We start from the raw sequence: 15,430 nt of genomic DNA on the forward strand, positions 1-15,430 counted from the left end.
GCGAAGGCACGCTCAGTGCGCTGTCGCGCCTTCGCCCGGGGTGGCCGGGCCGGGCTGGCTCGCCAGGTCGTCCGCCTCGCTCCATTCGATCGATTCGAGCGGTGCGACGAGGGCGCGCTCGAGCACCTCGTCGACATGACCGACCGGCACGATTTCGAGCCCGTCCCTTATGTTCTGGGGAATCTCCACGAGGTCCTTCACGTTCTCTTCGGGGATGAGGACCGTCTTGATCCCGCCGCGCAGCGCAGCGAGCAGCTTTTCCTTCAGGCCTCCGATCGCGAGCACCCGGCCGCGCAGCGTGACCTCGCCCGTCATCGCCACGTCGGGCCGCACCGCGATACCCGTCAGCGTCGAAACGATCGAGGTGACCATGCCCACGCCCGCGCTCGGCCCGTCCTTGGGCACCGCGCCCTCGGGCAGGTGGATGTGGATGTTGCGCCGGTGGAACAGGCTGGGACGGATGCCGTAGGCCGGGGCGCGCGCCTTCACGAAGCTGAACGCGGCGGCGACGCTCTCGTTCATCACCTCGCCCAGCTTGCCGGTGGTCTTGATCTCGCCCTTGCCCGGCGTCGTCACGCTCTCGATCGTCAGCAGCTCGCCGCCGACTTCAGTCCAGGCGAGCCCGGTGACCGCGCCGACCTGCGCCTCTTCCTCGCCCATCCCGTGCTTGAACTTCCGCACGCCGGCGAAGTCGCCGAGGTTGTCGGGCGTGATCGTCACGCTCTCGACCTCCTTCTCGAGGATCTTGCGGAGGGACTTGCGCGCCAGCCGCGCGATCTCGCGCTCGAGCGTGCGGACGCCCGCTTCGCGGGTATAGTAGCGGATCAGGTCGCGCAGGCCATCGGTCGTCAGCGTGAACTCGCCCTTTTTGAGCCCGTGCGCCTCGATCTGCTTGGGGATCAGGTGCCGCTCGGCGATCTCGACCTTCTCGTCCTCGGTATAGCCCTCGAGCCGGATGATCTCCATGCGGTCGAGCAGCGGCTGCGGCAGGTTGAGGCTGTTCGCCGTGGTCACGAACATGATGTCGCTGAGATCGAGATCGAGCTCGAGGTAGTGGTCCTGGAACTTGCTGTTCTGTTCCGGGTCGAGCACCTCGAGCAACGCCGAGGCGGGATCGCCGCGGAAATCCTGGCCGAGCTTGTCGATCTCGTCGAGCAGGAACAGCGGGTTGCTGGTCCCCGCTTTGCGCAAGTTGGAGACGATCTTGCCCGGCAGCGAGCCGATGTAGGTCCTGCGGTGGCCGCGGATCTCGGCCTCGTCGCGCACGCCGCCCAGCGACTGGCGCACGAATTCGCGGCCCGTCGCCTTGGCGATCGACTTGCCGAGGCTGGTCTTGCCGACGCCCGGCGGGCCGACGAGGCACAGGATCGGCCCCTTGAGCTTGTTGGTCCGCGCCTGGACCGCGAGGTATTCGACGATCCGGTCCTTGACCTTCTCGAGCGCGTAGTGATCCTCGTCGAGGATCTCCTGCGCCTTGGCGATATCCTTCTTCAGACGGCTCTTCTTGCCCCACGGCAGGCCCAGCAGCACGTCGAGGTAGTTGCGGATGACCGTCGCCTCGGCGCTCATCGGCTGCATGGTCTTGAGCTTCTTGAGCTCGCTTTCCGCCTTCGCGCGGGCTTCCTTGCTGAGCTTGAGCTTGGCGATCTTCTCGGTCAGCTCGGCGATCTCGTCGCCGTCCTCGCCGTCACCGCCGCCCAGCTCGCTCTGGATCGCCTTGAGCTGTTCGTTGAGGTAGTACTCGCGCTGGGTCTTCTCCATCTGCCGCTTCACGCGGCCGCGGATCTTGCGCTCGACCTGGAGGACCGACAGCTCGCCCTCCATGATCGCCATAACCATCTCGAGCCGCTTCAATGGGCTGCGCTCGGCGAGGAGTGCCTGCTTGTCGGCCACCTTGCCCTGCAACGCGGCGGCGATCGTGTCGGCGAGCTCGCCCGCGTCGTCGATTTCCGCGAGGTCCTGCACCGCGTTGTCGCCCAGCTTCTTGTTGAGCTTGGCGTACTCGCCGAACTGCTCGACAACCTGGCGCATCGTCGCCACGACTTCGCTGCCGGCCGCGGTTTCGGGCTGCTTCACTTCGACTTCTGCGACGACCAGCGCACCGTTTGGCCCATTCTCGGGCCGCATGGCGACGAGGCCGGCGCGTTCCCCGCCTTCGACGAGCACGCGCACGGTGCCGTCGGGCATCTTGAGGAGCTGGAGCACCTGCGCGACCACGCCGATGTCGTAAAGGTCGTCGTCGGTCGGATCGTCGGTGCCCGGATCGAGCTGGGCGAGCAGGAAGATGTCCTTGTCACCCTCCATCGCCGCCTCGAGCGCAGCGACCGACTTGGTGCGGCCGACGAACAGCGAGACGACCTGGCCCGGAAAAACCACGATGTCGCGCAAGGGAAGCAGGGGGAAGAGCTGGTTCATGCGCGGGATATGGGGTGCGTACGCCGGGCGTGCAATCCCGGCCGGGGTTGCCCTGTGGATGGCGCGGGCGGCCTAGAATTCGACGGTGATGGCCACGATGTCGGCATACTCGCCATCGGCCCCCCGCGTTGCCGAAGGATCGACCCGGCCATAGGCAGCCATCTCGAGACGCCCGCCCCTAGCGGTCGCCGCGACGGGCTGACCGGGGAGCCAGGGCATACGGCGCCCCGCATCGCTGTAGAGCACGTAGGAAACGTAGCCGCCGCCCCCGCTCGCCAGCCGGCGCTCTCCACCTGCGGCGTGCGCACCGCCATCGAGCGTAATCGAGAGGGGAATGTCCCCGTTGCAATCGACCGCGATCCGCGATTCTGCATCGATCGTGGCGCCGCCCGTGCCGGCGAATGCCATCGGCGTGGCGCTGACCCGGCAGGCGGGCTGGACGGTGAGGGTCACGGGCATGGTGGCGGACACCTGGCCCGCCCACGCCGGGGCAGCCGCAGTCGTTCCCGCGGTCGCGACCGCAACGGCTATGATGGCGAGGCGCTGCATCGCATCGCCATGCCAGAGACGGGCGGACGGTTACATCCGGTTAACCACGGATGCCCCGCTTATGGACAGGTTAACCGGGTCAGCCGAAGCCGGGGATCTCGAGGCCGGGCGGCAGACCCATCCCCGACTGGATCTTCGCCATCTCCTCGCCCGCGACACGGTCGGCCTTGCCGCGCGCGTCGTTGAACGCCGCCGTTACGAGGTCCTCGAGCATCTGCTTGTCTTCCGGCACGATCAGGCTGTCGTCGATCGAGACCGACAGGATCCGGCCCTTGGCAGTGGCGCGAATCTTTACCAGCCCCCCGCCGGCGCTTCCCTCGACCTCGAGACTGTCGAGCTTGGCCTGGGCATCGCCCATCTGCTGCTGGATCTGTTCCGCGGCCTTCTGCGCGGCGGCGAGCATTTCTTCCATCGATTTCATGCGTTGCGTCTCCATGGGACGGCGCCGGCGTCGTCGTCGACGACGATCTCGGCATCAGGGAATGCGGCGAAGGTCGCCTCGACCAGCGGGTGCGCGCGCACCTTGGCCTCGGCTTCGGCCTTGGCGGCCTGTTCGCGCTCGACGAGCGTGGGTTCGCCCCCATCGGCCGCCTGTTCGACCTGCCAGCGCGTTCCGGTGAGGTCGAGCAGCGCCTGGCGCAGTTCGGGGGCGAGATCCTCGGAAAAACCGGGGGCCTGCGCAAAGACCAACTTTCCGTTGGCGAGATCGACCGGGCGCACCTGCATCCTGAGGCGCGAGGCAAGGTGGAGCGAGCCGCCTTCGCGCTCGATCCGCTCGACGAGTTCGGCCCACTCGATCCGCGCGGCCGGGGCCGGGGCCTCCGTCGCGCCAGAAGCGGCGGAGGAACTCGCAGGCGCACGCGCCGCGGCTTCCTCGAGGCGTTTTGCAAGCGTGCCCGGATCGGGCAGATCGGCGGCGTGGAGCGTGCGAAGGAGCGCCATCTGCGCCGCCACCAGCGGATCGGGCGCGCCCTTCACCTCGTCATAGCCCTTGAGCAGGAGCTGCCAGAGGCGGTGGAGCTGCCCGGGTGCCAGCCGCGCGGCCCAGTCCTCGATGACGGCACGCTCCTCGGCGGTGGGCGCATCGGCCCCGCTGCCGCCGACCTGCGTCACGGTGATCCGATTCGTCAGGTCCATCAGCGTGCGCATCAGCGCCAGCGGCTCGACCCCGAGCCCGTACTGCTCGCCCAGCGCGGCCAACAGCGCCTGTGCATCGCCTTCCAGAAGGCTCGCGAACAGCCGCCGCTGGGCGCCGCGATCGGCGAGGCCCAGCATGTCGCGCACGCGTTCGGCGGTGACCTTTCCATCGGTGTCGAGGTCCGCATGGGCGATCGCCTGGTCGAGAATCGACAGCCCGTCGCGGCTCGATCCCTCGGCGGCCCCCGCGATCAGCGCGAGCGCCTCCGGATCGGCTTCCACGCCCTCCTGGCGGCAGATCGACGCGAACTGCTGTTCGAGCAGCTCGGCCGGAATGCGCCTCAGGTCGAAGCGCTGCGTGCGGCTGAGCACGGTCACCGGCAGCTTCTCGACCTCGGTGGTCGCGAAGAGGAACTTCACGTGCGCAGGCGGTTCCTCAAGTGTCTTGAGCAAGGCGTTGAAAGCATTGCGCGACAACATGTGGACTTCGTCGATGATGTAGATCTTGTAGCGCGCCGAAACGGCGGCGTAGCGCACCGCCTCGATGATCTCGCGCACGTCGTCGACCCCGGTGTTGGAGGCCGCGTCCATCTCGATCACGTCGATGTGACGGCCTTCCGCGATCGCGCGGCACGGCTCGCAGACGCCGCACGGATCGATCGTCGGGCCGCCGTTTCCATCGGGGCCGATGCAATTCAGCGCCTTGGCGATGAGCCGCGCGGTGGAGGTCTTCCCCACCCCGCGCACGCCGGTCATCAGGAACGCATGCGCCAGCCGGTCGCGCTTGATCGCGTTGGCGAGCGTGCGGACCATCGGTTCCTGCCCGATCAGCTCGCTGAAGGTCTGCGGCCGGTACTTGCGGGCGAGCACGCGGTAGGGCTGCTGGGCGGAGGCCGGCGCGGGCGCGGGCCTGGGCGCCGGTGCGGCCTCGCTCGCCGGTTCGGGAGATGCTGCCGGCGCGGGATCGCCGAACATGGCGCTCTGCCCCGCGGCTTCGAGCTCGGCCGCGGTGGGCGCGTCGTCCTGCTCGTCCTCGGCGGAAGATTCGCCGAACATGTCCCCGGAATCGATCATGATCCGAAGCTAGGGATTGGCGCGCGGCTTGTCATGGAATGATTGAGGAGCCGGCCGACCCGCCGCAATCCACCTGGGCTGCTTCCTTCCGGACCTGACCCGGTGAGCGAACGCAAACGTCCGACCGACTCCCGGCGGCGCATATGGCGGCGGTTGCGACGGAAATCAACTCAGCGAAAGTTGTCGGCGTAGGCCTGGATCTTGAGGCCCTTGGGCGGGGTCGCGTGAACCCGCGCAGGGATCCCGTACTTCGCGGCGTAGGCCTGCGCGTCCTCGCGCGTGGGAAAGCTCAGCACGACCTGCGCCTGGGTATCGCCGCTTCCGGTCCACCCCATCAGCGGATCGGGCTTGCGCGCCTCGGACTGCTCGAACTCGAGGATCCACTGGTCGGTGAGCGCCCTGCCGGACTGCATGGAGTTCTTCGGGCGTTGATAGATGCGTGCGGCCATGGGGGTCCCTTAATTCACCCTTCCGACCGTTGGAAGGTATTCTTGGTCTTCAGGCTCGGCTTTTCGGTCCACGGCGCGTCGGGCCAGCGGTGCTTGGGATAGCGGCCCTTCATGTCCTTCTTCACCTCAGCCCAGCTGCCGCGCCAGAACCCGGGCAGGTCGCGGGTCGACTGGATCGGGCGACCGGCGGGGCTGGTAAGCTTGAGCAGCAGCGGCGTGCTTCCGATCATCGGCTGCGAATCGAGCCCGAACAGCGCCTGCACGCGGACCTCCACGCTCGGCGCGTCGTCGGCGGCGTAGTCGATAGGGTGCGCGGTCCCCGCGGGACTGACGAATTCGCGGGGGGCGAGCCGGTCGAGCGCCGATCGCGCGTTCCAGTCGAGCAACCCGAGCAGCGAATCGACGACCTTTCCGCGCGGCAGGTCGAGATCGCGGCGTCCGCCCAGCAGCGGGCGGAGCCACAGGTCGGCCGCCGCGCGCAGGGCCGCTTCGTCTAGCGCGCCGACGCCCGCGAACCGCGCGCGCGCCACGAGATCGCGGGGCACTATGTTCGACAGGTTATCCAGCGCCTTTTCCACAAGAAGATCCACAACTGCCCCGGCGTCCGGCGCGGGGTCGGGACCCGCGGCGAGCGTGATCGCGCCGATCCGCCGCTCGAGCCGCGCCTCGACCCGATCGCCCGTCCAGTTCAGGACGCTGCGCTTCTCGATCCGCTCGCCCAGCCAGCGCTCGACCTCCGCCGTTTCGAGCGCCAGCGCAGCCGTGATCCGCGCGCCCTTCGCCGCTCCTTGCGCGTCGCCGATCGCCAGCCATTCGGCGCGCGCGAGCGGGCTTGCCGGATCGAGCAGGTAACCGCGCCCGCCGGCCGAGAGCCAGTGTTCGCCCGAGCCATCCCGGCGCCGCGCGAGGTTGTCGGGCAATCCGGCGAGGAGGTGGACTGCGGCCGGGGCTTCCTCGCGACGGCCGGCGGAGACGAGGTCCTGCGCCTTGCGCGCCCAGCCGGCCGCGAGCCTGCGGCTCGCCTCGGCGCGCGGGCTTCGGTCGGCGCTCCAGCGCTGGAGACGGGCGCCAAGGTCCTCGCCCCGCCCGCCGAGACCGCGTTCCTGCAACAGCAGCGCGATCCGCGCCGCCTCGACCGCAGCGCCGCGCTCCGCCCCGGCGAGGATCATTGCCGCATGGGCCGGATCGAGCGGGAGCGCGGCGAGCTTTCGGCCGCGACCCGTGATCCGCCCATCCGCGTCGAGCGCGCCCAGCGCCGCGAGCCGGCCCCGCGCGGCAGCGAGCGCGGCCGGGGGCGGCGGGTCGAGCCACGGCAGCGCGGCGGGATCGCCAGCCCCCCACTGCGCCAGCGCGAGCACCAGCGGGGCGAGGTCTGCGGTCAGCATCTCGGGGGGGTCGAACGGCGGGCGACCGGGGTGCGCGGCCTCCTCCCACAGGCGATAGGCCACGCCCGGCCCCTGCCGCGCCGCGCGCCCCGCGCGCTGGGCCGCGGCGGCCTGGCTCGCCCGGCCGGTGACGAGGTGGGTGGTGCCCGCCGCCTTGTCGAATTCCGCCCGCCGCGCGAGGCCGCTGTCGACCACCACCGACACACCGTCGAGCGTGAGCGAGGTCTCGGCGATGCTCGTCGCCAGCACCACCCGGCGCCGGCCGTGCGGATCGCGGCGGATCGCGGCGCGCTGCCCGGCGGGTTCGACCTGGCCGTGCAGCGGCAGGACTGCCGCGTCACGCAGCCGCTCGGCCAGCCGTTCGCGCGTCCGTTCGATCTCGCCCACGCCCGGCAGGAAGGCGAGCACGTCGCCGTCCGAACCGCGCCAGGCGGCCACGATCGCATCGGTCATCGCGTCTTCGATCCGCTTCTGAGGAGCCGATCCCAACCACCTGATTTCCAACGGGAACGCCTTGCCAGCGCTCTCGATCACGGGCGCATTCTCGCCCAGCAACCCGGCGAACCGCGCGCCGTCGATCGTCGCGGACATGACCACCAGGCGCAGGTCCTCGCACAGCACGGCCTGGCTCTCGAGCGCCAGGGCAAGGCCGAGGTCCCCGTCGAGGTGCCGCTCGTGCGCTTCGTCGAACAGGATCGCCGAAACGCCGGTCAGTTCGGGATCTTCGAGCAGCCGGTTGACGAGGATCGCCTCGGTCACGACGAGGACGCGGGTCAGTGCCGACTGGCGGGTGTCCATGCGGGTCGCGTAGCCGATCGTCTCGCCCGGCTGCTCGCCGAGCAGCTCGGCCATGCGCTCGGCTGCTGCCCGCGCCGCGACCCGGCGGGGAGAGGTGACGATCACCTGCCCCGTGCACCACGGCTCGCCAAGCAGTGCCGGCGCGACAGCAGTGGTCTTGCCCGCTCCCGGCGGTGCGATCAAGACCGCCCCGGGCGCATGACGCAGGGCCGCGAGCAGGTCCGGCAGGACCGCGTGGATCGGGAGACTGGCGCTCACTACCGGCGCCCTAGCGCAAGCGAGCGCGGCTCAATACCCGCGCGCGACGGCGAACTCGGCCGCCTCGGCCATCGCCTGACGCGCCGCGCCGTCGGGAAAGATCGACAGGGCATCGATCGCACGCTGGGCGAAGTGGCGGGCGCGCTCGCGGGTCGCGAGCAGCGCGTCGTGCTTCGCGATGAGATGCGCGGCTTGCTCGAGCGCCTCGTCGTCGGTCTTGTGGCCGGCGATGGCGGACTGCCAGAACCTGCGCTCGTCCTCGGTTCCGCGGGCATAGGCGAGGATGACCGGCAGGGTCATCTTGCCCTCGCGGAAGTCGTCGCCGCGGGCCTTGCCCATCGTGCTCGCGTCGGAATCGTAGTCGATCGCGTCATCGACGAGCTGGAAGGCGATGCCGAGGTTGCGGCCATAGTCGTCCAATGCCTGCTCGCGCCGCTCGTCGCATTCCGCGACCACCGCGGCGATGCGGCTGGCGGCGGCGAACAGCGCGGCGGTCTTGGCGCCGATGATCGCAAGATAGCGTTCCTCGCTCGTCTCGATCTGGCGCTGCGCGGTGAGCTGGTCGACCTCGCCTTCGGCAATCACCGCGCTGGCGTTCGAGAGGATCTTGAGCACTTTCAGGCTGCCGTCCTCGACCATGAGCTCGAACGCGCGGGAAAACAGGAAATCGCCGACCAGCACGGTCGCCGGGTTGCCGAAGACGATGTTGGCCGCCGCCTTGCCGCGCCTGAGGTCGCTGCCGTCGACGACGTCGTCGTGCAGCAGTGTGGCGGTATGGATGAACTCGACCGCGGCCGAGAGCCGGTGGTGGCGCGTGCCGTTGTACCCCACCAGCTCGGCCCCCGCGAGCGTGAGCATCGGGCGCAGCCGCTTGCCGCCGCCCGAGATCAGGTGCCCGGCGAGCGCGGGAATCAGCGGGATCTTCGATTGCATGCGGTCGAGAATGACCGCGTTGACCGCGTTCATCCCCGGCGCGGTGAGCGCGAGCATGGGATCGAGCGAGGGCGCTGCCCCTGCGCGCTTCAGCGGAACGATGTCGGCGGTCATGCGGCGGCTTTGCGGATCGCCGGGTAGCTTGGCAAGCGTGGAATCGTCGCTATCGTGGGCGCCCGATGGCTCAGATACCCGATCAGACGACCCCCGATCAGACCCTCGCCGGCTTCCGCAAGAGCATCGACAACATCGACGCGGCGCTCATTCATATGCTCGCCGAGCGGTTTCGCATCACCCAGGCGGTCGGGGAGTACAAGGCGAAGGCCGCGCTGCCCCCAGCCGACCCTGCCCGCGAGGCAGCGCAGATCCAGCGCCTGCGCGCGCTGGCGGAGGAAGCCGAGCTCGATCCCGAGTTCAGCGAGAAGTTCATCCGCTTCGTGATCGACGAAGTGATCCGCCACCACGAGCGCGCGCGGGGCTGACCGCCTGGCCGGTAAGCGGACCGGGCTGAACCCGTTCAATCGTCACGTTTGTGGTGCTTGCCGCGGTGCCGCTCGCGCTTGCCGCGCCGGTCGCTGCGAGCATCGTTGCCGCGGGAATGGGAGGGCCGCTCGGCCCGCGTTTCGCGGTAGCGGCGCGGCGCCTCCGCATCGCCATGCCCGCCGCCGTGGTGCCGCGTCACCGCCGGTCGGCGGCCACCGTAACGCCGTTCGCCATGCGCGTGCGAACGCTGGTCTCGGTAGCGATAGCGATCGGTGGCGGCGCGCCGGTCATGATGGCGAACCCCAGTCGCGGCGTGGTGATCGCCCCGCCGACGGTAATGGTAGCCGCTCCAGTTGTCGTGGACCCGGCGATCACCTCGGCGGGCCGTCCAGTAATGCCGATGCCGGTTCGACCAACGGTGGCGGTATCCCTGACGGTCCCAGACATAGTATCCGGACCCGGGGTAATAATATCCATCATACCATCCGTAATACGGATCTGAATAATATCCTGAACTGTATCCCACGGCGACCCGACTGTAACCGTAACCGTCCGGACCGTATGCTGAACATGCTCCCAGCGAAAGCCCGGCGATCGCAACGACGGCGGCGCGGACGGCAAGGGGGTGCATAAATCTCTCCCGTTTGAACTGATCTTCAATCGGGAAATGCCAGTACTCAACGCGGCTTTAACTCAAACTGAACCCGCGCTTGATTGTTCAGGCAGTGACGCTTGCGGCCCGCGGCAGGATGAGCCGGACGAGCAATCCGCCAAGATCCTCGCTTTCTCCCAGCGTCACGCCGCCGCCATAGATCTCAGCCACGTCGCGGACGATCGCCAGGCCCAGGCCGGTGCCCGGCTTGCCGGTGTCGAGCCGCGCACCGCGATCGAAGATGCGCGTGCGCTCGGCCTCGGGAATCCCCGTGCCGTCGTCCTCGACCCAGATGACGCAGGCGCTCTCCTCGGGTTCGGCATCGACGGTGACGAACACGCTGCCTCCGCCGTACTTGGCGGCGTTCTCGATCAGGTTGCCGAGGATCTCGTCGAGGTCCTGCCGTTCGATGGCGACCCTGGCCACGCGATTGCCGGCAAGGTCGAAGCGCACCTCCGGATAGAGCCGCTCGACCGCGCGCCGGACGGCTTCGGCGCTTTCGCACACCGGTGTCGCCGCATGGCCGACCGCGCGGCGCCCGACCGCCCTTGCCCGCGCGAGGTGATGGTCGACATGACGGCGCATCGTCCCCGCCTCGCGGATCACCGTCGCCGGAAGGTCCGGCGCGTGCGCGGTCGCTGCGTTGTTGATGACCGTCAGCGGGGTCTTGAGCGCGTGAGCCAGGTTGCCCGCGTGCGTGCGCGCCTCTTCAGCCTGCCGTTCGGAATGCGCGAGCAACCCGTTCAGCTCCTCGACAAGCGGCTGGACTTCGAGCGGGAGCGGATCGGTCACCCGGTTGCGTCCGCTCGCGCGCATGTGCTGGATCGCCAGCCGCACCCCGCGCAAGGGACCGAGGCCGTACCACGTCTGCAGCATGGCCATCGTGAACAGGCCGAGGCCGAGCACCGCAAAGCTCCAGCCGAGAATCGAGCGGATGCGGCTGAGCTGCGAATCAAGCTCGCCCCGGCTGGCCGCCACCGTGAACCACCATCGCACGTCGCTGCCGGGCAGCTTGATCGAGCGTTCGGCGACCCGCAGCGGTTCCCCCGGAAACTGGTTCGAATCGTAGATGTGCGTGGCCGAATCGGCGTGGTCGTGGCGCACTTGCAGCGTCCGGTCCCACAGGCTGCGGCTTGGATAATCCTCGTGCCCTTCGCCGCTGATCTGCCAGTAGAGGCCGCTGTTGGGCTCGAGGAAGCGCTGGTCCCCCAAGGGCCGGATGAAATAGACTTCGCCGTCCGAGGCGATCTCGGCCGAGGCGATCATGGCGGTGAGCATGTAGCCGAGCTGGTCGTCGAAGTTCTTCTCGACGAGGTTGGTCAGCGTCCGGTCGAGCGCGAAGCCGCCGGCGAGCAGCAGGATCGAAATCCAGCCGAACGCGATCAGCATCATCCGCCGCGACAGGCTTCCGGTGTGTGCCGGAACAGCCGGCGCGACCGTCACCGGGCCCTCGCCCGCACCCTCGAGGGGCGCGGCCGGAGACGCCGGCTCAGTTCGCGCGGGGCTGCTCGTCGGGGTCGTCGAGGCTGTAACCGAGTCCACGGATCGTCGTTATCACATCGGCACCCAGTTTCTTGCGGATGCGGGTGACGAACACCTCGATCGTGTTCGAATCGCGGTCGAAGTCCTGATCGTAGATATGCTCGATCAGTTCGGTGCGGCTGACCACCTTGCCCTTGTGGTGCATCAGGTAGCTCAGCAGCTTGTATTCCTGCGCGGTCAGCTTGACCGGCTCGCCGTCGAGCGTGACGCGGCCCGAACGCGTGTCGAGCCGGACGGGACCGGCGGTGAGCTCGCTCGAGGTGTTGCCCGAGGCGCGGCGGATCAGCGCGCGCAGGCGGGCGATCAGTTCCTCGGTCTGGAACGGCTTGGCGAGGTAGTCGTCGGCCCCGGCGTCGAGCCCGGCGACCTTGTCCGACCACGAATCGCGCGCGGTGAGCACGAGGACAGGGAACTTTCGCCCTTCCTTGCGCCACATCCCGAGCACGGTGAGGCCGTCGATCTCGGGCAGGCCGAGGTCGAGGATCACGGCATCGTATTCCTCGGTACTGCCGAGGAAATGGCCGTCCTCGCCGTCGGTCGAAAGGTCGACCGCGTAACCGTTCTGTTCGAGAGTGGACTTGAGCTGCTTGCCGAGGGTCGGCTCGTCCTCGACGATCAGGATGCGCATGGAGGGGTGGTCCCTGTTATCTTCTCCGCCCGGATGTGGGCGCTGAAGATGAACGCGTCAACCGACGCTGCGGTTTCCTTCGGGGGATCAGCGCGATACGCCCAGCACCCGTCCGGTGCGCGCGTCGACGTCGACATAGGTGACCCGGCCGTCCTTGATGAACTTCAGGCGGTAGGCCATCGCCGTCGAATCATACGCCGGGCCGAGATATTCGGTGCCGCGCATTTGCGGCAGCACCCGGCCCTCGATTTCGCGCAGGCTCAGCACATTGCCGGCGCGCATTTCCTTGCGCGCCTCGCCCTGGTCGTTGCGCTGGGCCAGCGCGGGCGCGGCCGGCGCGAGTAGCGCGGCAGCGCCAAGGAGCGACAGGAAACGGGCGGCAGGCTTGGTCATGGTGCGATGATGACTAGGCCGCGGGCATTGAACAACCCGTGAATGCCCGCGCGGCGATCCGTTCAGGGATCAGCGCGTCATCTCGTAGGTGACGTTCACCGTGACCGCGGTGCCGACGAGGCCGGGTTCGACAGGGGTGGCCTTCGCTTCCATCGCTTGCGCGCGGACCATGCCGTCCATCGGGATCGGACGACCCGGATTGACCGCCTCGCTCACCGACAGCAGCCGCACGCCGGTGTAGCCGTTCCACTGGGCATACTGCACGGCCTGGGCCCGCGCCTTGTCGAACGCCGCCTTGCGCGCCTGCAAACGCTGCGAAGTATCGTCATCGATGGAAAAGTTCGGGCCGGACAGGTCGGTGGCGCCCGCTGCGACCAGCGCGTCGAGCACCGGCCCCACCCGCTTGATGTCGCGCAAGGTGACGCTGACCCGGTTCGCGGCACGATAGCCGCGGAACACCTGCCGCTGGCGCTGCTGGTCGTAGTCGTACTGCGCACCCAGGTTGATGCCGGTGGTCTGGATGTCGTCGGGATCGACGCCGAGCGCCCTGATCTTCGCGATCACCGAATCCATCGCCTGCGCGTTGAGGCGCATCGCCTCGACCGCGGTCGGCGCATCGGTGGTCACGCCCGCGCCGACATCCGCCACGTCGGGCTTGCCCTTCACCGTTTCGGTAACCGACAGTTCGACCAGCGGACCCTGCGCGGCAACCTGGATGTCGGCCGCGGTAGCCGGGGCGGCGATGGCGATGGATGCGGCGAGCGTGAGGGGAATGGCGTTGCGGATCATGGGCTGGGAGCTCCTTTTCGATAGTCACGCTGCGCTTGCGGCGATTACGCACCGGTGAACCGGCCAAGGAACATGGTTGTTCCAGCCTCGCTTGCCGACTAGGGCCGCGCGCCATGGCACAGCCTCCGATCCTCAGCTGGGAAGGTCTCGGCCTGCAACAGGGCGGGCGCTGGCTGTTCGGCGGTCCCGATACCGGGGGGCTCGACCTGCACATCGGCCCGCGCGACCGGATCGCGCTGATCGGCCGCAACGGCGCAGGCAAGACCACGCTGTTCAAGCTGATCGACGACAGGATCGAGGCCGACAGGGGCCTGCGCAAGGTCAAGCCGGGCACCCGCATCGTCCTGCTCGAGCAGGAGCCGGACTTCAGCGGCCACGCGACGCTGATGGACTGGGCGCTGGCCGGAGAGCACCCGCCCGCGGCGCACGAGGTCGAGGCGATCGCCGGTCAGCTCGGTATCGATATGGGCCGCGACGCGGTGAGCGCGAGCGGCGGCGAAAGACGCCGCGCGGCGATTTCGCGCGCGCTGGCGCAGGAGCCCGACCTGCTGCTGATGGACGAGCCGACGAACCACCTCGACCTCGCCGCGATCGACTGGCTCGAGGACTGGCTCGGCCGCTACAAGGGCGCGTTCGTCGTCATCAGTCACGACCGGACGTTTCTCAAGCGGTTGACCAGCTCGACCCTGTGGCTCGACCGCGGGTCGCTGCGGCGCAAGGAAGTCGGCTTCGGGGGATACGAGGCCTGGGAAGAGCAGGTCTACGCGGAAGAGGCGCGCAACGCCGAGCGGCTCGATGCCAAGCTCAAGATCGAGGCGCACTGGCTCGAACGCGGGGTCACCGCGCGCCGCAAGCGCAACCAGGGCCGGCTGGAGAAACTGTGGCAGATGCGCAGCGCACGCGCCGCGATGATCGGACCGCGGGGCGCCGCCAAGCTGCAGCTGACGGTCGAGGAGGACTTCAAGTCCAAGTCCGTGATCGTTGCGGAGGACGTATCCAAGAGCTTCGGCGACCGGAAGATCATCCGCAACCTGTCGCTGCGCATCCAGCGCGGTGACCGGATCGGCGTGGTCGGCGCGAACGGCACGGGCAAGACGACGCTGCTCAAGCTGCTGACCGGCGAGATGGCGCCCGACAGCGGCGGCGTGACGATCGCCAGGACGTTGACCGGCGTGATGATCGACCAGCAGCGCAGCCTGATGAGCCCCGACAAGACCGTGCGCCAGGTCCTCGCCGAAGGCGGCGACTGGATCGAGGTCGGCGATGGCAAGAAGCACGTCCAGGGCTATCTCAAGGAATTCCTGTTCGATCCCGGAATCGTCGATGCGAAAGTCGGCACGCTCTCGGGCGGCGAACGCAGCCGGTTGCTGCTGGCGCGCGAATTCGCCCGCAAGTCGAACCTGCTCGTGCTCGACGAGCCGACCAACGACCTCGACCTGGAAACACTCGACCTGCTGCAGGAGGTCATCGCCGACTACGACGGCACCGTCCTCATCGTCAGCCACGACCGCGACTTTCTCGACCGCACGGTAACGATGACGCTGGGCCTCGACGGCAGCGGCAAGGTCGATGTCGTCGCCGGCGGGTACGAGGACTGGGCGGCGAAGCGGCGCGCGGCCACCGCGCCGGCAGCGAAGGCCCCGGTCCGGGCCGATCCCGCCGCCTCGCCACCTCCGCCCTCCGCGCCGCCGCGCGCGACCAAGCTGTCCTACAAGGACCAGCGCGACTACGACCTGCTTCCGGCGCGGATCGAGGAACTCGAAAGGGCCATCGCCCGGGGCGAGGACATCCTGTCCGATCCCGACCTCTACGCCCGCGACCCGCAGCGCTTCGCCACCATCACGCAAGGCGTGGCGAACGCGCGTGCGGAAAAGGAAGCGGCGGAAGAGCGGTGGCTGGAGCTGGCGGAACTGGTCGAGGGCTAGGATCGCCGCGTCCGATGGGC

General features: G+C 68.8%; 14 protein-coding genes and 1 other RNA gene. 2 read left to right on the forward strand and 13 right to left on the reverse strand.

The features are described from left to right. Positions 1-12: 12 nt before the first annotated feature. From lon to N0B51_RS12370, 8 genes are all read right to left on the reverse strand, one after another. Positions 13-2,415 carry an endopeptidase La gene (gene lon / locus N0B51_RS12335; protein ID WP_259962710.1) on the reverse strand — a complete coding sequence of 801 codons (2,403 nt, stop codon included), beginning with the start codon at positions 2,413-2,415 and terminating at the stop codon, positions 13-15. 72 nt (positions 2,416-2,487) lie between these two features. Continuing rightward, positions 2,488-2,964: a Csu type fimbrial protein gene (locus tag N0B51_RS12340; protein WP_259962711.1), complete on the reverse strand. Its 477-nt coding sequence runs from the start codon at positions 2,962-2,964 to the stop codon at positions 2,488-2,490. 79 nt (positions 2,965-3,043) lie between these two features. After that, positions 3,044-3,385: a YbaB/EbfC family nucleoid-associated protein gene (locus tag N0B51_RS12345; RefSeq protein WP_259962713.1), complete on the reverse strand. Its 342-nt coding sequence runs from the start codon at positions 3,383-3,385 to the stop codon at positions 3,044-3,046. After that, positions 3,382-5,175, reverse strand: coding sequence for a DNA polymerase III subunit gamma/tau (locus N0B51_RS12350; RefSeq protein WP_259962714.1), 1,794 nt, complete (start codon positions 5,173-5,175; stop codon positions 3,382-3,384). The genes N0B51_RS12345 and N0B51_RS12350 overlap by 4 nt, the downstream gene beginning before the upstream one ends. Positions 5,176-5,215: 40 nt before the next feature. Beyond that, positions 5,216-5,310: signal recognition particle sRNA small type (gene ffs / locus N0B51_RS12355), an RNA gene on the reverse strand. A gap of 35 nt (positions 5,311-5,345) precedes the next feature. Then, positions 5,346-5,624 carry an ETC complex I subunit gene (locus tag N0B51_RS12360; protein WP_259962715.1) on the reverse strand — a complete coding sequence of 93 codons (279 nt, stop codon included), beginning with the start codon at positions 5,622-5,624 and terminating at the stop codon, positions 5,346-5,348. A 14-nt stretch (positions 5,625-5,638) separates the two neighbouring features. Beyond that, the gene (hrpB, locus tag N0B51_RS12365; protein WP_259962716.1) at positions 5,639-8,065 is read right to left on the reverse strand and encodes an ATP-dependent helicase HrpB; all 2,427 of its coding nucleotides are present in this window, start codon (positions 8,063-8,065) and stop codon (positions 5,639-5,641) included. Positions 8,066-8,095: 30 nt separating this feature from the next. Next, on the reverse strand, positions 8,096-9,112 hold the full coding sequence (locus N0B51_RS12370; RefSeq protein ID WP_259962717.1) for a polyprenyl synthetase family protein: 1,017 nt from the start codon (positions 9,110-9,112) through the stop codon (positions 8,096-8,098). Positions 9,113-9,177: 65 nt separating this feature from the next. On the opposite strand from N0B51_RS12370, the gene N0B51_RS12375 reads away from it, so the two are divergent. Next, positions 9,178-9,480, forward strand: coding sequence for a chorismate mutase (locus N0B51_RS12375; RefSeq protein WP_259962718.1), 303 nt, complete (start codon positions 9,178-9,180; stop codon positions 9,478-9,480). A 196-nt stretch (positions 9,481-9,676) separates the two neighbouring features. Here the strand turns inward: N0B51_RS12375 and N0B51_RS12380 are convergent, their stop codons facing one another. From N0B51_RS12380 to N0B51_RS12400, 5 genes are all read right to left on the reverse strand, one after another. Next, positions 9,677-9,928 carry a hypothetical protein gene (locus N0B51_RS12380; RefSeq protein ID WP_259962719.1) on the reverse strand — a complete coding sequence of 84 codons (252 nt, stop codon included), beginning with the start codon at positions 9,926-9,928 and terminating at the stop codon, positions 9,677-9,679. A 271-nt stretch (positions 9,929-10,199) separates the two neighbouring features. Continuing rightward, entirely contained in the window at positions 10,200-11,525 is a 1,326-nt protein-coding gene (locus N0B51_RS12385; protein WP_259962885.1) for a sensor histidine kinase, read from the reverse strand. Positions 11,526-11,622: 97 nt separating this feature from the next. Then, a complete protein-coding gene (locus tag N0B51_RS12390; protein WP_259962720.1) occupies positions 11,623-12,303 on the reverse strand; it encodes a response regulator transcription factor in 681 nt (226 codons plus the stop codon). A gap of 87 nt (positions 12,304-12,390) precedes the next feature. Continuing rightward, positions 12,391-12,696 (reverse strand): PepSY domain-containing protein, encoded by a 306-nt coding sequence (locus N0B51_RS12395; protein WP_259962721.1) that lies wholly within the window; start codon positions 12,694-12,696, stop codon positions 12,391-12,393. 69 nt (positions 12,697-12,765) lie between these two features. Beyond that, positions 12,766-13,485, reverse strand: a complete 720-nt coding sequence (locus N0B51_RS12400; protein ID WP_259962722.1) for an SIMPL domain-containing protein — start codon at positions 13,483-13,485, stop codon at positions 12,766-12,768. 113 nt (positions 13,486-13,598) lie between these two features. On the opposite strand from N0B51_RS12400, the gene N0B51_RS12405 reads away from it, so the two are divergent. Further along, on the forward strand, positions 13,599-15,410 hold the full coding sequence (locus N0B51_RS12405) for an ABC-F family ATP-binding cassette domain-containing protein (RefSeq protein ID WP_259962724.1): 1,812 nt from the start codon (positions 13,599-13,601) through the stop codon (positions 15,408-15,410). The last annotated feature ends 20 nt before the right edge of the window (positions 15,411-15,430 follow it).

Source organism: Tsuneonella litorea, from assembly GCF_025154015.1.
Classification (GTDB): domain Bacteria; phylum Pseudomonadota; class Alphaproteobacteria; order Sphingomonadales; family Sphingomonadaceae; genus Tsuneonella; species Tsuneonella litorea.